Origin of the sequence: Enterobacter mori LMG 25706 (assembly GCF_000211415.1) — a bacterium.
In the GTDB taxonomy this organism is placed as follows: Bacteria; Pseudomonadota; Gammaproteobacteria; order Enterobacterales; family Enterobacteriaceae; genus Enterobacter; species Enterobacter mori.
The window spans coordinates 552299-569971 of sequence record NZ_GL890776.1; the positions used below are offsets into that span (position 1 = coordinate 552299).

Genomic DNA, 17673 nt, shown 5'->3' on the forward strand with positions numbered 1-17673 from the left:
TCCTATCATTATTAGGCAGGTTCTTATAATTTTACGGAGAAGTAAGATGAGCGCTTTCAAAGGAGACTTGTATGCTTACCGTGAAAAAACTTGCTCTGTCCACGCTGATTTCCAGTTCATTGCTTTTCTACCCTGCGCTGCAGGCGTCGGCACAGACACCTCAGCACGTCGTCAAACAACCGGCAGGCGGATACAGCGTTCAGGTCGGCGATGTGCTTGTCACCTCGTTTACCGACGGGAGCGTCGCGCAGGATCTGCACAAACTGCTGCGCCGGACAACACCGCAAAACATTGATGCGCTGCTGGCGAAAAATTTCCAGACCAACCCGGCTGAGGTATCCATCAACGCCTTCCTGATTGCGATGCCCGGACATAAAATTCTGGTGGATACCGGCTCAGGCCAGCTCTTCGGCCCCGGCAACGGCGGACGTCTGATTGAGAGCCTCGCCACGCAGGGAATTAAGCCGCAGGATATTACTGAAGTCCTGCTGACTCACGCCCACTCCGACCATTCTGGCGGCCTGGTGAAAGACGGCAAGGCGGTGTTCAGCAACGCGCGCGTTTTCGTGGGCAAACCGGACATCGACTTTTTCTTTAACGACGACAACCAGAAAAAAACCGGCTACGGCAAGAACTACTTTACCGTCGCGCAGAAGACCTTAAAGCCCTATCTGGACGCCGGCAAGGTCGTGCCGTTTAGCGGCACCTCTGAACTTCTGCCGGGTATTACCGGCACGGTTCATCCAGGCCATACGCCGGGTTCGGCGTTTTATACCCTGGAAAGCAAAGGCGAGAAGATCACCTTTGTGGGCGACATTATTCACGCCGCGGCGGTCCAGTTCCCGCAGCCTGACGTGACCATCACTTACGATGAAGATCAGGACAAAGCGGCAGGCGTGCGCCAACACGCGTTTGCGGACTTTGTGAAAAATAAAGATCTTGTGGCCGCACCCCATCTGCCTTTCCCGGGTATCGGCTATGTGACCAAAGGCGAAAACGGCGGCTATGCCTGGGTACCGGTAACCTATACCAACCGGGACGCCAGCGGCGCGAAATAAGATGACGCGGGTATCTGAGATGGACATAGACCTGCTCCTGACCCTGGACGCCCTGCTTCAGGACAGGAACATCACCCATGCGGCCGCGCGGCTGGGCATCAGCCAGCCGGCGATGTCCGCCCGTCTCGCGCGCCTGCGTTCGCTCTTTGGCGAACCGCTGTTTATTCCCTCCCCGCATGGACGCGGGGTGTTACCCACGCCGAGAGCGGAAGCCCTCAGGCCGCAGGTGGAGAGCGTGCTGCGCGGCATCAGCGCGATGTTTGCCCCCACCGCGTTCGAGGCGCAAACCAGCAGCCGGACCTTTGTTATCGCGCTGCATGAAAACCCGGCGCTGATGCTGGGCACCGGGCTGCTTAACCAGGTAGGCACCGCTGCCCCCGGCGTTCGCCTGCGCTTCGCCCTGCCTGTGATGGCTGAACTGCCGCAGCAGCTTGAAAATGGCGATGTGGATATCTACATTGGCGTGAGCGCGGGCGCCCATGACGGCTGGGTAAGACGCAAACTCATCGACGACGCGTTTGCCACCGCGCAGCGCAAAGGCCATCCGCGCGGGACAGGACCGTTAGATCTGGAAAGCTACTGCGCCCTTTCTCATCTGGTAGTGTCTTCGGCGGGGGATCCGTTCACCGGCTTTGTCGATCAAACCCTCGCAGGGCTGGGCTACCAGCGGCACGTCGCCATGTCGACACAGAGCTACGCCGTGGCGCCTGCGCTTGTGACCGGTACCGACCTGGTGTGCACCCTGCCGGAGCGGATGCTCAAACTGTTTGCCAGCACGCTGGATCTCTTCGCGCCGCCGCTGCCGCTCCAGCCGATTACCATCAACATGTACTGGCACCCGAAAAACAGCCATGATCCGGCGAATACCTGGCTGCGCGGGCAGCTGCTGCTGGCCGCCGGACGTCAGGTGTGATCGAGGGTAACCAGAAACTTTTTAAGCACCTCTGAGCGAATAATCCGGTGGCAAACCAGCGTCAGCTCGCTCTCCCGGAGCCGGTCGAGGATGTCCACGTAAACAACGTTCTCGACGCTCACCGCCTTTGCCGAGGCGGGCAGCAGCGCCAGCCCAAACCCCGCCGAGACCAGGCTTATCACGGTGGGCACGTCGGTCGCGTTTTGTACCACGTTCGGCTGAAAACCCGCTCCGCTGCAGGCGTCGTAAAAGTATTGTTCCAGCCCCATTCCCTCCGGGTCGCGCAGGGAGATCCACTTTTCATCTTTAACGGAGGCGAGCGTCAGCGCGGATGAGCCCGCCAGCGGATGCTGACGATACAGCGCCAGCACCGTTTTCTCGGCGGTGAACGGTCGGCTCTGCAGATCGTCAGGCAGCGTGGGCAAGGGAGCCCGTATGATGGCCACATCCAGCTGATTGCTCTGCACGGCCGCGTAGAGCGTTTGCACATTTCCCGTCACCAGCGACATGGTGATGTCCGGCCAGCGCGTATGCATCTGGCGCAGCGCGGCGGGCAGCCTGCCGTCGAACATCGCGCTCGACACGCACCCAAGGTTTAACACCCCCAGCTCGCCCCTTGCCGTTTGCCTGGCGTCCAGAACCGCCTGCTCGGTCAGGGAGATGGCGAGTCTGGCTTTCACCAGAAACGCTTCACCAGCGGGAGTCAGGGTCAAGCGGCGGTTCGCCCGGCTAAAGAGCGTGACGCCTAAACGATCCTCCAGCGCCTTTATCTGCTGACTCAGCGCCGGTTGCGCCATGTTCAGACGCTCGGCGGCCCGGTGCATGTGGAGCTCTTCGGCAACAACGATGAAATGGCGCATCTGACGAAACTGCACGGGACGCCTCCTTTTTGATATGAGTTTACTTATCAATTTAGCAGTAATGATGCAATTGATGCTATTGGTCATTGCCATAAGAATGGAGGTATTCAAACGAGGGAGGAAAATATGGAAAACCCGATCAACGATCTCCGCAGCGCCATCGCCCTGCTTCAGCGCCACGAAGGGCAGTTTCTTGAAACCGATTATCCGGTCGATCCCAACGCGGAACTGGCGGGGGTCTATCGTCATATCGGCGCGGGCGGTACGGTAAAACGTCCGACCCGTACGGGCCCGGCCATGATGTTCAACAGCGTGAAGGGCTATCCGGGTTCCCGCATTCTGGTGGGCATGCACGCCAGCCGCGATCGCGCGGCGCTCCTTCTGGGCTGCGAGCCTTCTGAACTGGCAAAACACGTCGGGCAGGCGGTGAAAAAGCCCGTGGCACCCGTTGTCGTCCCGGCCTCGCAGGCGCCCTGTCAGGAGCAGGTCTTCTACGCAGACGACCCTGATTTCGACCTGCGCAAACTGCTTCCGGCACCGACAAACACGCCAATCGATGCGGGACCATTCTTCTGTCTGGGACTGGTGCTGGCAAGCGATCCTGAAGATAGCTCGGTCACGGATGTCACCATCCACCGTCTCTGTGTCCAGGAGCGCGACGAGCTTTCCATGTTCCTCGCCGCCGGTCGGCATATCGAAGTCTTCCGTAAAAAGGCGGAAGATGCCGGAAAACCGCTGCCGGTGACGATCAACATGGGGCTCGATCCCGCCATCTATATCGGCGCGTGCTTTGAGGCCCCCACCACGCCGTTTGGCTACAACGAGCTGGGCGTCGCCGGGGCGCTGCGCCAGCAGCCGGTCGAACTGGTGCAGGGCGTGGCGGTGAAAGAGAAAGCCATTGCGCGGGCAGAAATCATCATCGAAGGCGAACTGCTTCCAGGCGTGCGCGTAAGGGAAGATCAGCACACCAATACCGGCCACGCGATGCCGGAGTTCCCAGGCTACTGCGGTGAGGCGAACCCCTCCCTGCCTGTGATCAAAGTGAAAGCGGTGACCATGCGTCATCACGCAATCCTGCAAACGCTGGTGGGACCCGGAGAAGAACATACCACGCTGGCCGGTTTGCCAACGGAGGCCAGCATCCGTAATGCCGTTGAGGAGGCGATCCCGGGCTTCCTGCAAAACGTCTATGCGCATACCGCGGGCGGCGGTAAGTTCCTCGGGATATTGCAGGTGAAAAAACGCCAGCCATCAGACGAAGGACGACAGGGCCAGGCGGCGCTCATTGCCTTAGCCACCTATTCGGAGCTGAAAAACATTATTCTTGTCGACGAAGACGTGGATATTTTCGACAGCGACGACATTCTGTGGGCGATGACCACCCGCATGCAGGGAGATGTGAGCATCACGAATATACCGGGGATCCGCGGCCACCAGCTGGATCCGTCGCAGTCGCCGGACTACAGCAACTCAATTCGCGGAAACGGCATTTCCTGCAAGACAATCTTCGACTGCACGGTGCCGTGGGCGCTGAAGGATCGCTTCGAGCGCGCGCCCTTTATGGAGGTGGATCCGCGTCCGTGGGCGCCGGAGCTGTTTAAAGATAAAAAATAAACGCTTTTTCTTCACCCCTCAGGGGTGAAGAACCTCACGCTTAAATTGCCGCTTCCCCTGCTTTCTTGTACCCTTTCACCGGAAACCCTTCTCCCATAAACATTGAGATATCCGGACGCCTATGACTGCACACATTTCTAACGATCCTTTACATGGCGTAACGCTGGAGATGATGGTCAACGCCCTGGTGGCGAAATATGGCTGGAGCGAGTTGGGCGACCGAATCAAAATTAACTGTTTCAGAAAAGATCCCAGCGTTAAATCGAGCCTGAAATTTCTGCGCCGTACCCCGTGGGCGCGCGCAGAAGTCGAAGCCCTGTATCTGGATTCCCTCAACGATGAGGTAAGCACAGAACAGGCGGAGCCCGCCTTTAATCCCTGGGCTAACAGTCGGATTATCAAGAGCTAAAACGCAAATGACGCGACACGTAAAACGGATTGGTGCGCTGGCTGCCTGCGCGCTTTTACTTGTGAGTTGCTCCTCAACACCACCCAAATCACTGGTTACCCCTCTCCCGACCGTGAGCAAACCGACGCAGCAGGCAAACGCGCCGATGCGCGGGATCTGGCTGGCGACCGTCTCTCGTCTCGACTGGCCGCCGTTGGCATCCGTGAATGGCCGCAGCGCTGACCAGCGTATCGCGATGCAGAAGCAGGCGCTGACGGACAAACTCGATAAGCTGAAAAGCCTCGGGATCAACACCGTATTTTTTCAGGTGAAGCCGGATAGCACGGCGCTGTGGTCATCTAAAATCCTGCCCTGGTCGGATACCCTGACGGGAACCATTGGAGAATATCCGGGCTACGATCCGCTCCAGTTTATGCTGGATGAGGCCCACAAGCGCGGCATGAAAGTCCACGCCTGGTTCAATCCATACCGCGTATCCACGAACACCAAACCCTCAACCATTGCCGCGTTAAACCGGACAACGTCACTGCACCCTTCCAGCATTTACGTACAGCACCCGGAATGGATCCGTACCTCAGGCGATCGTTTCGTCCTCGATCCAGGCATTCCGGAGGTGCGTGACTGGATAACCCAGGTTGTAACAGAAGTAGTGAGGCAATATGCGATAGACGGCGTGCAATTCGACGACTATTTCTACACAGAAACGCCCGGGTCGACCCTGAATGATGCCTATACCTACAGGCGATATGGCGAGGGATTTGCCTCAAAAGCAGACTGGCGACGTCACAATACGCAAGAATTGATCGTGCAGGTCTCCCGTGCAATTAAACAGGCAAAACCCAACGTTGAGTTTGGTGTGAGCCCGGCGGGCGTCTGGCGCAACCGCTCCTTTGATCCGGCAGGCTCTGACACGCGCGGTGCTGCCGCGTATGATGAATCCTACGCCGACACCCGTAAATGGGTTCAACAGGGGTTGCTGGATTATATCGCGCCGCAGATCTACTGGCCCTTCGCCCGTGACGCCGCGCGCTATGATGTTCTGACCAAATGGTGGGCTGACGTGGTGAAACCGACCCATACCCGCCTTTACATCGGCATCGCGTTTTACAAAGTGGGGGCACCCTCTAAAAATGAGCCCGACTGGACGGTTAACGGCGGCGTGCCTGAGCTGAAGAAACAGCTCGATTTGAACGATTCACTGCCCAACGTGAATGGCACCATCCTGTTCCGCGAAGACTATCTCAACCAGCCGCAAACACAGGACGCGGTAAGCTATCTCCGTGGGCGCTGGGGTAGCTGAGAGGATAAACGCGGGCAGGAACACGCCGTTTCTGCCCGCGCCGATCAGGGTTTCGGCCCGAACATCTCTACCAGCTGTTTCTCGTTCGGCAGTCCCATTACCTGCTGAAGTTCGTTTTCTTCATTCAGATAATAAATCGCCGGAGTGGCATTCCCCCCCAGACTGTCCATTAATGCCTGATGCTTCTGCAGGATCTCGACGGTTTCACGCGTCGCCGCAGCGTCTGGTTTAGGCAATTTCCCCCCCCCCGAAAGCTCGTACTCTTTCCAGGCCGAGACTGGATCTTTCGCATTCAGAATGGCTGAGGCGTTACGCCCGCTGTTGGGGTTGAGAAACGCAACCAGCAGCGTGTTCAGCTGAACCTTGCCCGCCTTCACCCACGGCTGCGCTTCGGACCAGAACTGTTTGCAGTACGGGCAGAACGGATCGGCAAAGACGAAGACTTTACGCGGCGCAGCGTCAGCCCCCTCTTTCAGCGGATGCGCGGCATTGAGCTTTTTCCACATTTCACGCCCCATCGGCGCGTAGATCTCTTTCTGGAAATAGGCCTCACTGAGATTTTTTCCCTTATCATCATACAGATACCCCGAAACCACGTGTTTTCCGTCAGGGGTTAAGAAAAGGGTGACGCCCATGTCCTGGTATTGTCCCAGCCAGGCAGGTGCGCCGCCCGGGGCGTCAATCTTCTTGAGGATCTTGATATCCTGCTGCTCACTGAAGTTCTTCACGGCATCAGGCAGCGTCTCTTCCGCTTTGAGCCCCCCAGAAACCATGAGAGCAGCAAGTAACAGCACTTTTTTCTTTGCAGGCAGTTGAAGCATAACGATCCCTCTAACATATTGTTTTTCAGAGTGGTCGAACTTCATTCCCCTGTCAACGCTTCATAGATATCCTGCAGGCGACTACGCAGGAATCGCACGGCCTTGTGCTTGCGGGATAACAACGCCTGCACCGTGTCGCCCGTTTCATCCGCCAGCGCTTTCATGCTGTACCCCTGAAATTCCGTTTTTTCGAATACCTCCCGCTGCGACGGCGGCAGTTCCGACAGGGCTTGCTCGAGTTCTTCCCACAGCAGCGATTTAAGATACTCCTCCTCCGGCGTTTGAGGCACGCCGAATAACGTTTCGGCTAACTCCTCTTCAGGGAAATCCTCGTCGTCGTCAGCGGTAAAGTAGCCAGCGAGCGAAACCTCGCGCTTTTTCCGCGCCCGGTCGGTCATCTCATTGCGTGCCGCGCGAAACAGCCAGGCGGCGACGTTCTCCACCGGCTGCTCCACTTTCATCAGCTGGTACGTCACTTTCTGCAGGATATCGTCGGCATCATCGCGAACCGCCGTTCGCCCGCGAATGAATGCCTTCAGGCGGGCGCGGCAGGCATTAAGCGCCGAAACCAGTAATGATTCACCTGCCTCACCAGCTTTCATATCGTTCACTCTGCTTCCGGTGTTTTCGCCGCAGTGTCATCGCGCTTTTCATCACGATGGTCGCGCCAGCCACAATGGCCGTGGCGTCCAAACCCAGCGCGGCGCTGCTGAATAAAAGCTTCACGCTGTTCGGGCGTCATGTTCATCCAGCGCTCGTGCATCCGGCGGTGTGCGCCGAACATGCCTGGCCTGAAGCCCAACCCACCGAACAGAATGCGGCTCAGCAGCAGAATGCCCAGCGCTTGCCAGAAGCCGATGGCCTTCACGCCGAGGATGGCGGGAAGTAATGCGTTCCACAGGGTCATCACCAGCAGGCCGAGCACGATGAAAATCACCGCGCCGATGACTAAACCCTTGCCCATACGGTGGCGACCAAACCCGCGTCCGTGACCTCTGCCGTGCAGTTCAAAATCTCTCATGGTGTTTACCTCGTTTACAGTAACTGATTATGGCTTGTGATGAGGTAGACGGATGAGGACGGGAAATATTGCTGGGGAAAATGAAATAATTACTCTGGCCGCACATTCGCGGTTATTGCCCGCCGGCGCTGACGCTTGCGCGAGCCTACAGGTTTCGTAGGCCGGGTAAGCGTCAGCGCCACCCGGCACATGTCAAAGGCTTACGCCTGCACCGGCAATCTAAAACTCGAAATACTCCGTGAAAGCTGCTGCGCCTGCTCTTCCAGCGAGGCCGCCGCTGCGGCAGACTGCTGTACCAGCGCCGCATTCTGCTGGGTCACGCCATCCATCTCGGTCACCGCCTGTCCGACCTGCCCAATCCCTCGGCTCTGCTCTTCCGAAGCAACGGAAATCTGTTCCATCAGCGTATTCACTTTATTTACCGAAGAAATAATCGAATCAATAACGTCTCCCGAGCGGTTAACCAACTGCGCACCGTTTTTCACGCTGGAAACAGACTGCGCGATAAGACTTTCAATGTCCTTCGCCGCCACCGCGCTTTTCTGCGCGAGTGTTCGCACTTCGCTGGCAACAACCGCAAAGCCGCGGCCTTGCGTGCCCGCGCGCGCGGCTTCAACTGCCGCGTTGAGCGCCAGAATATTGGTCTGGAAGGCGATGCTGTTAATAACGCTGGTAATATCCTCGATGCGCTTCGAGTTCGCCGCAATGGTGTTCATCGTTTCGATCACTTCGCGGGTCACCGCTTCGCCGGTGTGGGCATTTTTCACCGCATCCTGCACCAGCTTCCCGGCCTGGAATACATTATCGGTATTATTCGCCACCGTCGCGCTCAGCTCTTCCATACTGGCTGCGGTCTGTGTCAGTGCAGATGCCTGTTGTTCGGTGCGTGAAGCCAGGTCGATATTTCCGGAGGCGATCTCTTGCGCCGCGTGCGTGACGGTATGGCTCGCGTCGCGCACCTGGGCGATAGTGGCGAGCAGCGCCTGACGCATCTGTTCCATCGACCCCATCAGGTGATCGATTTCATTCCCGGCGCTGCCCTTCACGGGCACCGGTATGTCCAGCTTGCCCGCCGCAATCTGGCTGCAGTGTTCACGGGCCAGGTTAACCGGCGCGAAGACAAATCGCTTCATCAGCAGGCTGACGGCGATAATCACCAGCACAAACAGGCAGGCGATAACGGCAATAATCACCAGACCAGAAACAAAGTTGCTGCTCGCATCCTCGTTAAGACTTTTGGCATATTTCTGATGAATGGAAAGGACCTGGTCGAGAACGATCTCGTACTGACGGTCGAGGCGGGAGACTTCCGGGATCAGCGCGTTAAATTTGGCCACGTCGTGCACCTCGGCGGCCTCGATCAGCGGAGCCAGCCCCTGGTTGCGGTAGTTTTGCCAGGCATCCTGATAGGCAGCCACCTGCGGGGCTTCATCCGTCAGACGCGGCGAAGCCATAAAGGCCGCAAAGGCGTGGTCCGCTTTGGTCAGCGCCTCTTTCACCGCAGAAAGCTTGGCAGCCTCATCGGCAGTATTGCCCGCTTCCACCATCTTCACGTACTCCATCACCCTGACGCGCAGCGTACGGCTATGGTTGATAGGGTCAATAATGGAGAGCACAACCTGGATCTCTTTGTTCACGTTATCCAGGGAATTATTACTTTTAATGATGAGGCCAACGCTGGTAGCAGTGCTGACAACAAAGAAGAAAAGCAGTGAGAACAGGACAATCAGGGACGACTTCTTCAACGACATAAACCAATACCTCAAGGAAAATTATTCCTTATGGTTATCGGCTGTTCCAAAACTTAAATTAATTAAAGTTATTGATGTATTGGCCGGGGCTATACCGCTGACTTATAGCGCCGCTGAAGGGTGGCATCCAGCTTCCGCTGCACAGGTTGCGGTGCCTCACCGTCGATCAATTTCCCAATCAGATCAAAGCAGTGCCACGCCAGCTGGCGGTTGTCCTGGCGAATGGTATCAACCGGTATCGTCAGCGAATCATACAAATAATGGTCGTCAAAACTGGCTAACCTGATATCACTTTGCAACAGGTTATGTTGCCCCATATAGCGCAATACCCCTTCCAGCAGGCCACAGGCGGCGGTAAAGAGGGCTTTAGGCGGACGGCCTAAGCGCGCGCAAAGCTCAGCGAACATCTCGTAGCCGGAGCTCGGGTGATAGTTGCCGTGAATGATCCACTCCGGACGTAGTTCGACGTTGGCCTCGCGTAAACCTTGCTTAAAGCCTTCCAGACGGTCCCGCGTCGGGGAAAGCCGTGGCTGCCCGCCGAGGAAATAAAACTCATCAGGATGCTGGCGGGCGATCTCAGCCACCAGTTCCGCCGTGGGGGTAATCGAATCGGTAATGACCAACGGCAGAGAGCTATCGTTCATATGGCGGTCAAAGAGGACAACGGGCAGCTGCTCGCTCAGTTTCTGGTAGTCCGCATCATTCAGCATGCTGGAGGCCACAATCAGACCGTCTACCTGGCGCGCCACCATGTTATTGACCACCACGGTCTCCTGCCCCGGATTCTCATCGCTACAGGAAATCAGCAGCTGAACACCCGCCTCGCGGCACAGTGTTTCCAGTTCGTGAGAAAAGACGGCAAAACCGTAGTTGGTGATCTCCGGGACCACCAGACCAATGGTGTGGCTGCGGTTATCACGCAGCGAACGGGCGTGAATGCTCGGCTGATAGTGATGCTCTTTGGCAATTGCCAGAACGCGATCGCGGGTCTCTTCCGCCACCCGAAGCTCTTTGCTGCGTCCGTTCAGTACCAGGCTGGCGGTGGCTTTTGAAACCCCCGCCAGCTCCGCGATGTCTTTAATTGTGACGCGTTTTGTTTTTCTCACAACGACTTAGATCCGGCTGCCAAAACCCCTATTCTATCATGCAGCGGCGCAGCGACCAGTAGCGTAATGTGATGTCGGACGCACCTTCGAAGCACACCTGAGCCGGATGAGCAGGAAAATAGCGGCTGCTCATCACCCCTTCGCCATGATTGATGAAAATCTCAACGCTGGAACGGTCGCACAGCACGCGTAAATGGTTAACGTCACCCAGCCAGTACCGGGTCAAGGTTTCGCCATTTTTCAGGCTGGCACGTTCAAGACGCAGCCCCTTCTCATCCCAGCGAAGGCGCATCGCGCCGGCAAAATCCACATTCACACACGCCGTTTCCAGCTCAAACTCAAGACTCGTCCCATCCAGAACGGGCGCACCGTGGGCAGCACCCTGCCACTGACATTCGGTCTCGCGCAGCGTTTCCAGTTCACGAACAGGCGTTTGCCACAGCCTGCCGTCGCGATACCGCAGTTCACGCGGGCAGGTCATCTGGTGGATCCAGCCATGGGCTCGCGTCGGCTGGAGCATCTCTTCCCCGTCCGGCACGCCCATCCAGCCAATGAGGATACGCCGTCCGTCTTCCGCCAGCGTGGTTTGCGGGGCGTAGAACTCGAACCCGGCGTCCAGTTCATGTAACTCGCCGTGATCAAACGTCGCGCGCTGATAGTCAAACGCCCCACTCATCCAGGTCGCCGGATAGGTATTGAGGTAGCGATGCGGCTCGCGCGCCAGCCCCTGCGGACAGCAGATCAACACGTGCGTCCCGTCGAGCCCGAACAGGTCCGGACACTCCCACATATACCCTGCGTCCGACAGGCCGTTGACGCCGTGACCGGCAATCTCGCCGCAAGGCTGCCAGCGCTGTAAATCACTGGATGTGAACAGCAGCACTTTGCCGTGCTTTTGCACGTCTTGTGCGCCCAGCACCATGTACCACTCCCCGTCGTGTTGCCACACCTTCGGGTCGCGGACGTGTCCGGTATAACCGTCCGGCAGCGGCAGCACCGGGCCCCGTTTTTTAAAGCTTCCGTCCGGTTGTTCGACGGCCAGGCACTGCCAGGCGGTGCGGCTGCCGTCGTCAAACTTCACGTTGCCGGTGTAGCACAGCGTCAGTTCGCCGCCATTGTCCACGGCGCTGCCGGAGTAGCAGCCGTTGCGGTCATATTCTTCATCCGGCATCAGCGCCAGCGGCTCATGCTGCCAGTGCACCAGATCCGCTGAACTCCAGTGTCCCCAGCATTTGTAGCGATGATCGCAATCCAGGGGATTCCACTGATAAAACAGGTGGTAGCGCCCGGCGAACCAGATAAAACCGTTGGGATCGTTCATCAGCCCCGTCACGGGCACGGCGTGCCACGCGGGGTAATGGCTGTCGGCCAGCGCGCGCGGCTGGCCCTTCATGACGGCCTGCAATATCGCAGGCCAGCGGGAAGCGAAAGTCATTATTCAGAGTCCGTTTTATATTTCAGCAGCAGCGAGACGGTAAACGCCACGCCGAACGCAATCACCATGCCGATAATATAGTTGAGCAGCGAGCTGGCCTGCACGATGGCCATTCCCGGAATAGCGGTCAGGCCAACGGCGGTCATATAGACATGGACCGACACCACCCAGGCGCCGCCCACCGCGCCGCCAATCAGCGCGGCGATAAACGGTTTTACAAAGCGAAGGTTGATACCAAAAATGGCCGCTTCGGTGATGCCCAGCATCGCAGAAAACGCCGAGGGTAAGGTAATGGCTTTGATTTTGGCATCTTTTGTCTTGAACCACACCGCCAGACAGGCACCGCCCTGCGCCACGTTCGCCATGGCCCAGATTGGCAGCAGGAAGTTAACACCAATCGACGGGTTACCCAGCAGCCCTGCCTCGATGGCGTGGAAGCTGTGGTGAATACCAGTGATCACAATCACCGAATAAAGCCCACCAAACAGCAGCCCGGCTAGCCAGCCCGCGTGTTCAATGAGCGTACTCAGGATAAAGGAGATGCCGTCGCCCAGCGCGCGCCCTGCCGGGCCGATAATCAACAGCGCAATAAAGCCGGAGATCACCACGGTCAGGAACGGCGTCAAAATCAGATCCAGCGCGTCCGGGATCGCGCGGCGCAGATTTTTCTCGACGATGCTCATAAACCAGACGGCCAGCAGAACCGGGAACACCGTGCCCTGATAGCCAATCATGGCGATCTCAAGCCCGAAGAAGTTCATGGTGTGGAAGCCGGACGCCACGCCCCAGGCGTTGGTCAGCGCCGGGTGCGTCAGGATCCCGCCCAGCGTGGCCCCCAGATAGGGGTTGCCGCCAAATTCGCGTGCGGCGGTGAAGCCAATCAGGATAGGCAGGATGATAAACGCCGCCGAGCTGCACATGTCCAGCATGATGTAGAGCGCGTTGTCCGCGTTAACCCAGCCGTAGGTTTTCACCATCCCGAGCAGCCCCATCAGCAGACCCGAGGCCACAATCGCCGGAATAATCGGCACAAAAATATTGGAGAGCAGACGCGCGATGCGCTGGAACGGGTTGAGCTTGCGCGCTGCAATATCCGCCGCTTCCGACTTGCTGGATTCACTGATACCCGCCGCCTGAATAAACGCCGCGTAAACCTTGTTGACCACGCCCGTGCCAAAAATTACCTGCATCTGCCCGGCGTTACGAAAACAGCCTTTTACACCCTCAACCTTGCCGATAGCCTGCTGATCGGCAAGCGCGTCATCGACCAGCACCAGACGAAGACGCGTTGCGCAGTGGGCGGCGCTGGCGATGTTTTCCTTGCCACCGAGCAGCGGAATAAGCTCGCGGGCGATTTGATTAAAATCCATAGATACCTCTGCCTGACTTCTTTTTTATGATGTGCGAAACGCTCCCGCCAGGCGGGAGCGTGATGGGTTAAAACCAGGTTTCCATCTGAACCCCAAAGTTCCATCCCCCGCCAGCGTTGAAGCCGCTGCTGCCAAAGGCATCATCGCTGGCGTAATTATCCAGTTTGCTGCTCCAGTCCATCCAGGTGGCAAACAGGCGCAGCTCCGGACGGCTGAAGAAATCGCCAATCTTGCCCGCTTTTAACGTCGGGGCGAAGGTCAGCTTGTAGAAGCTGCCGTTAACCGCATTGCGATCCTTGTAGCCTTCCGGGTTTAAGTCCATGTACTGATAGCTACCCTCGAACGCGAGGGCGAAATTCTGCGTGACCTCTTTGATCAGGCGCGTATTCAGGGTGACCCACTCATAGCTGTCGCCTTTCACGTAGCGGTCCTTGCTGCTCTGCGCCAGCACGGCAGGCGCGATATGCCAGCCACCACCGAGCGGCGTGACACCGTAACTTGCAAAGCGCAAGGTATCGGCTTCCGACAGCAACGCGCCATCCGAACCGATGCTTTTGACCTCGGCGCCCAGACCGTGACCGTAGAGCAGCGCCGTTTTGGCGGAACCTTCACGCAGCCCGTAGAAACTCTCGTTATGCAGGCCGACCAGGGCGTGCACGCCGTTGTTCGCCGCATCGGTTTTAATCAGATCGCCGCTGCTGTCTTTACGGTCGTCATTATCCTTCGCGCGTAAGCCGCTGACCATGACCTGGAGCGGACCGGCGAAGTGGTTCATGCTGAGGATGTAGTTCTGAACGTTATTGTCGATCTCCTCTTCGCTGCCAAAGTTGCGGCCATAAATCGAGAAGTTGCTGCGCAGGTTCTCGTTCCACTTCACGTCATACACGCCGCCGCCGGTTCCGGCGAGAAACACCACGTCGGAGTCCAGCCAGTGAATGTCAAAGTTATCGCGATCGAATCGTTTACCCGCCCAGAAGGTGCTGCCCTTTAGCGCGCCGGTAAAATCTGGCAGATTTCCCAGTTCGGCAAAGGCCTGACGAATATTGAGATCGCTGGTATCGGCGGACCAGTCGTTATAGGTCTTCTGACCGTCGGCAAGCATTGCCTTGAAGCGGGTGGTCGCCCCGCTGTCGAGCGTCTGTTTGTGCTCCACGTTCAGCTCAACGTAGGTGTCTGCTTCGTTACCCAGACGCCCTACCGCACCACCGGTTTCCCCGGCTGGCGTCAGGTATGGACCACTTTTACTGCTGGAGGCCGCGTCGTTCATCAGCAGGCCCGAACGGGCGTAGCCGTGGAACTCAAACCCGCTGCTCTGGTCGGCTTTTTTCTCCAGCACCGTGGTACGTTGCGCCACCTCCTTAGTGGTGGTTTGCGCCTGCTGCTGTGCCGCCACCAGCTGCTGCGTTTTTTGCTCCGCCGCCGTGGCACGTTTCTCGGCAACCTGTGCGCGGGTTTCCGCAGCCTGGAGGCGCTGCTCCATCGCGGCAAGGCGCGCTTCGATGCTTGTCATATCCGTTTGGGCAAAAACAGAGGTACTGCCGGCCAGCATGCCTATCATCACGGCAAGTCTGCGTTTTTTATACATTTTGTCGCATCCCTAAAAGAATTTATTAAAAGTGCTAAATTGCTAAACCGGTTTAGGTTGCTGATACTAAACCTGTGAAATTTGGATCGGCAATGTTTTTTGCTAAACCGATTTAGTTTGTGTGATCGAGGCAACAATTCAGGCCGCCGACGGGCGGCCATGGGGGGGAATTACAGTTCGTGATGGTAAGGCAGCGCGGTCATTGCCCCTTTCGCCGTCGTGGCTAACGCGCCGCAGCGCTGCGCGAGTCCGATGACCGGGACAAGTTCCTGACCGGCGGCCAGTCCGTAGAGAAGACCGGCCACGAAGGCATCACCTGCTCCGGTCGTATCAACACACTCCACGGAGGTTCCCGGATAGTGTTTCACGGCGCCATCATGCCAGGCGATAACGCCCTCTTTGCCCAGCGTGACCAGCACCAGACGGGCCGGACAGCGGCGCATGAGTGACTCCAGCCCGGTTTTTACCTGAGCGTCGTGGGTTAAAAACGTCAGCTCCTCAACGGAGAGTTTGACCACGTCTGCGTGCTGCAAAGCCAGTTCGAGGCAGCGGCGAAGTTCGTTCTCATCAGCCCAGAGATCCGGACGAATATTGGGGTCGAAACTGACGTAACCGCCCGCTTCTCTGATGGAGGCCATCGCCTGAAACGCCGCTGAGCGGCTCGGTTCTGCGCTTAAGGCGATGGAGCAGACGTGCAGCCACTCACCGGCGCTGAAGGACGGCAGATCGGCGGGTTCCAGAAACAAATCGGCGCTCGGGCGCACCATGAAGGTAAACGAGCGTTCGCCCTGGTCATCCAGATCGACAACCACCGTAGAGGTACGATGCGCCGGGTCAAGGCGCATCTGCTGCACCTCAACCTTCTCATCAGCTAATATCTGATACATAAAGCGGCCAAAAGGATCGTCGCCCACTCTGCCGATAAACGCGCTGTTTCCCCCCAGCCGCGCCACACCAACCGCCACGTTTGCCGGTGCGCCGCCGGGGCATTGCAATAACCTGCCTTCCCCATCTGGCAGGAGATCCACTACGGCATCACCAAGAACCCAGATCTTTTTCATGTCACCCTCTTTGCTAAACAATGTTAAACCGTTTTAGCTATTTAAGCACAGCCTGGCATGAGGGGGAAATAGTCGAGGAGGAAATGTATGGAATGCGTGATCAACGCGTCATATGCGGCCAGTTAATATCAGACACGCCGTTCAGCTGTGGGCGAGCAAACAAAAAGCCCTGAAAACGGCGTATTCCGGCAGACTCCAGCCAGAACCACTCTTCGAGCTTCTCGATGCCTTCGGCCACCAGGGTAATTTCAAGGTCGGTACAGCAGCTAATGATTGAGCGCACAATCGCCTGCTTCGGGCCGCTCAGGTGAATATTGCTGACAATCTCCCGGTCGATTTTAATTTTATCCGGCTGGAATCGGGTCAGCAGAGAAAGCCCGGCATAGCCAGAACCAAAATCGTCAATGGCCAGACCAATCCCTTCTGCACGCAGCTGTTTAATGGCGCTGTTAAACTTATTGAAACCAGAAATCATCTCGTTTTCGGTCACTTCGATGATCACCTGTTCAGGCTGTAAACCGTCCCTGCCGATCTGTTCGACCAGAAACTCAACTGCGCCAGGCACATTCACCAGCGACATTGGCAGCAGGTTAACTGCAAGTTTGTGACTCCCGATCCCCAGTTTTTCGGCCAGCGCGAAGGCATACGCTTTGGTTTGCAGATCGACCTCGTAAATCTTTTCCGGGTCGAGAGTATTGAAGAAATGCTCCGGGCTTCCGCCGTCATTTCCGCGGATCAGCGCTTCAAAAGAGCTAATTTTGCCTTCCGAGGGCTCGACAATCGGCTGAAGGGCAAACTGGCAGGGTTGATCCGCGAACAGCCCTAAGGCGTCACCAAAATCCGTGCTCTCGCGGGAAAGCGTCCATTTCTCCGGTTCGAAATGCGAGCCAGACGATGTCGATTTATCGCCGGTAATAAACGACTGGATAAATTTAAACACCCGATCGTCAGATGTCAGATAACTCTCGAGCTTACTGTAATGTAGAACCGATTCCAGAACCTCTTTCTGCGACTGAACCTGCAGATCGAACAGCAGCATGCCGACGTTGCCGAAACGTCGGCGCGGACCGTAATCCCGCATAAGCTCGACCACGCCAGCATGCCGTTCATCTGCGCGGATCTTATGGAAGAGCTTCACCACGCTCTCTTCTTTCCCTTCGAGAAGTTGCAGGATTTCGCTTCCATTCGAGAGAAGAATACCGGTGATGTTCTCCCCCGTATTACGGATCCTGGCCTTTTCAACCAGCGCGCTGAGCTCTGCAGAGCTGCAGGATAAATTCAACTGGCTTCGATAAATGAGAGTAGTAAGCACAGAATCGGGGTCCGAATATGAGGTAAACGTCTGGACGTTACTGTTTAACATACTTCC

Annotated in this window: 16 protein-coding genes; 5 read left to right on the forward strand and 11 right to left on the reverse strand. The window is 57.2% G+C overall.

Annotated elements, in window-relative coordinates:
- Positions 1-71 precede the first annotated feature (71 nt).
- On the forward strand, positions 72-1058 hold the full coding sequence (locus ENTMO_RS0112480; RefSeq protein WP_010431269.1) for an MBL fold metallo-hydrolase: 987 nt from the start codon (positions 72-74) through the stop codon (positions 1056-1058).
- A gap of 1 nt (position 1059) precedes the next feature.
- Complete coding sequence (locus ENTMO_RS0112485) at positions 1060-1971, forward strand: LysR family transcriptional regulator (RefSeq protein ID WP_029485082.1); 912 nt, start codon at positions 1060-1062, stop codon at positions 1969-1971.
- On the opposite strand, the gene ENTMO_RS0112490 is transcribed toward ENTMO_RS0112485, so the two are convergent.
- Positions 1962-2846: a LysR substrate-binding domain-containing protein gene (locus tag ENTMO_RS0112490; RefSeq protein WP_010431272.1), complete on the reverse strand. Its 885-nt coding sequence runs from the start codon at positions 2844-2846 to the stop codon at positions 1962-1964. The two genes, ENTMO_RS0112485 and ENTMO_RS0112490, sit on opposite strands and share 10 nt — an antisense overlap.
- A 111-nt stretch (positions 2847-2957) precedes the next feature.
- On the opposite strand from ENTMO_RS0112490, the gene ENTMO_RS0112495 reads away from it, so the two are divergent.
- The 3 genes from ENTMO_RS0112495 (at position 2958) to ENTMO_RS0112505 (ending at position 6154) form a co-directional block, all read left to right on the forward strand.
- Positions 2958-4445, forward strand: coding sequence for a UbiD family decarboxylase (locus tag ENTMO_RS0112495; protein WP_010431274.1), 1488 nt, complete (start codon positions 2958-2960; stop codon positions 4443-4445).
- A 121-nt stretch (positions 4446-4566) separates the two neighbouring features.
- The gene (locus ENTMO_RS0112500) at positions 4567-4854 is read left to right on the forward strand and encodes a VF530 family protein (RefSeq protein WP_010431276.1); all 288 of its coding nucleotides are present in this window, start codon (positions 4567-4569) and stop codon (positions 4852-4854) included.
- A gap of 7 nt (positions 4855-4861) precedes the next feature.
- The gene (locus ENTMO_RS0112505; RefSeq protein ID WP_029485083.1) at positions 4862-6154 is read left to right on the forward strand and encodes a glycoside hydrolase family 10 protein; all 1293 of its coding nucleotides are present in this window, start codon (positions 4862-4864) and stop codon (positions 6152-6154) included.
- A 44-nt stretch (positions 6155-6198) separates the two neighbouring features.
- On the opposite strand, the gene dsbG is transcribed toward ENTMO_RS0112505, so the two are convergent.
- From dsbG to ENTMO_RS0112555, 10 genes are all read right to left on the reverse strand, one after another.
- Positions 6199-6975: a thiol:disulfide interchange protein DsbG gene (gene dsbG, locus ENTMO_RS0112510; RefSeq protein WP_010431282.1), complete on the reverse strand. Its 777-nt coding sequence runs from the start codon at positions 6973-6975 to the stop codon at positions 6199-6201.
- A gap of 41 nt (positions 6976-7016) precedes the next feature.
- Positions 7017-7577, reverse strand: coding sequence for an RNA polymerase sigma factor (locus tag ENTMO_RS0112515; RefSeq protein WP_162829266.1), 561 nt, complete (start codon positions 7575-7577; stop codon positions 7017-7019).
- Between the two features lie 5 nt (positions 7578-7582).
- Positions 7583-7996 (reverse strand): hypothetical protein, encoded by a 414-nt coding sequence (locus tag ENTMO_RS0112520; protein ID WP_010431287.1) that lies wholly within the window; start codon positions 7994-7996, stop codon positions 7583-7585.
- Between the two features lie 200 nt (positions 7997-8196).
- Positions 8197-9747 carry a methyl-accepting chemotaxis protein gene (locus ENTMO_RS0112525; protein ID WP_010431290.1) on the reverse strand — a complete coding sequence of 517 codons (1551 nt, stop codon included), beginning with the start codon at positions 9745-9747 and terminating at the stop codon, positions 8197-8199.
- Between the two features lie 89 nt (positions 9748-9836).
- On the reverse strand, positions 9837-10853 hold the full coding sequence (locus ENTMO_RS0112530; protein WP_010431293.1) for a LacI family DNA-binding transcriptional regulator: 1017 nt from the start codon (positions 10851-10853) through the stop codon (positions 9837-9839).
- Positions 10854-10881: 28 nt separating this feature from the next.
- Complete coding sequence (locus ENTMO_RS0112535) at positions 10882-12288, reverse strand: sucrose-6-phosphate hydrolase (protein ID WP_010431295.1); 1407 nt, start codon at positions 12286-12288, stop codon at positions 10882-10884.
- On the reverse strand, positions 12288-13658 hold the full coding sequence (locus ENTMO_RS0112540; RefSeq protein ID WP_010431297.1) for a sucrose-specific PTS transporter subunit IIBC: 1371 nt from the start codon (positions 13656-13658) through the stop codon (positions 12288-12290). The genes ENTMO_RS0112535 and ENTMO_RS0112540 overlap by 1 nt, the downstream gene beginning before the upstream one ends.
- 67 nt (positions 13659-13725) lie before the next feature.
- Positions 13726-15243, reverse strand: coding sequence for a carbohydrate porin (locus ENTMO_RS0112545; protein ID WP_010431299.1), 1518 nt, complete (start codon positions 15241-15243; stop codon positions 13726-13728).
- A gap of 170 nt (positions 15244-15413) precedes the next feature.
- The gene (locus ENTMO_RS0112550) at positions 15414-16304 is read right to left on the reverse strand and encodes an aminoimidazole riboside kinase (protein ID WP_010431302.1); all 891 of its coding nucleotides are present in this window, start codon (positions 16302-16304) and stop codon (positions 15414-15416) included.
- 100 nt (positions 16305-16404) lie between these two features.
- Positions 16405-17616 carry a diguanylate phosphodiesterase gene (locus tag ENTMO_RS0112555; protein ID WP_029485084.1) on the reverse strand — a complete coding sequence of 404 codons (1212 nt, stop codon included), beginning with the start codon at positions 17614-17616 and terminating at the stop codon, positions 16405-16407.
- Between the last annotated feature and the right edge of the window lie 57 nt (positions 17617-17673).

Excerpts from the sequence above, each read along its gene's own strand:
- ENTMO_RS0112480 (WP_010431269.1), top strand. The coding sequence starts at position 72 with ATGCTTACCGTGAAAAAACTTGCTCTGTCCACGCTGATTTCCAGTTCA.
- ENTMO_RS0112485 (WP_029485082.1), top strand. The coding sequence starts at position 1,060 with ATGACGCGGGTATCTGAGATGGACATAGACCTGCTCCTGACCCTGGAC.
- ENTMO_RS0112495 (WP_010431274.1), top strand. The coding sequence starts at position 2,958 with ATGGAAAACCCGATCAACGATCTCCGCAGCGCCATCGCCCTGCTTCAG.
- ENTMO_RS0112500 (WP_010431276.1), top strand. The coding sequence starts at position 4,567 with ATGACTGCACACATTTCTAACGATCCTTTACATGGCGTAACGCTGGAG.
- ENTMO_RS0112505 (WP_029485083.1), top strand. The coding sequence starts at position 4,862 with ATGACGCGACACGTAAAACGGATTGGTGCGCTGGCTGCCTGCGCGCTT.
- dsbG (WP_010431282.1), bottom strand. The coding sequence starts at position 6,975 with ATGCTTCAACTGCCTGCAAAGAAAAAAGTGCTGTTACTTGCTGCTCTC.
- ENTMO_RS0112515 (WP_162829266.1), bottom strand. The coding sequence starts at position 7,577 with ATGAAAGCTGGTGAGGCAGGTGAATCATTACTGGTTTCGGCGCTTAAT.
- ENTMO_RS0112520 (WP_010431287.1), bottom strand. The coding sequence starts at position 7,996 with ATGAGAGATTTTGAACTGCACGGCAGAGGTCACGGACGCGGGTTTGGT.
- ENTMO_RS0112525 (WP_010431290.1), bottom strand. The coding sequence starts at position 9,747 with ATGTCGTTGAAGAAGTCGTCCCTGATTGTCCTGTTCTCACTGCTTTTC.
- ENTMO_RS0112535 (WP_010431295.1), bottom strand. The coding sequence starts at position 12,288 with ATGACTTTCGCTTCCCGCTGGCCTGCGATATTGCAGGCCGTCATGAAG.
- ENTMO_RS0112540 (WP_010431297.1), bottom strand. The coding sequence starts at position 13,658 with ATGGATTTTAATCAAATCGCCCGCGAGCTTATTCCGCTGCTCGGTGGC.
- ENTMO_RS0112545 (WP_010431299.1), bottom strand. The coding sequence starts at position 15,243 with ATGTATAAAAAACGCAGACTTGCCGTGATGATAGGCATGCTGGCCGGC.
- ENTMO_RS0112550 (WP_010431302.1), bottom strand. The coding sequence starts at position 16,304 with ATGAAAAAGATCTGGGTTCTTGGTGATGCCGTAGTGGATCTCCTGCCA.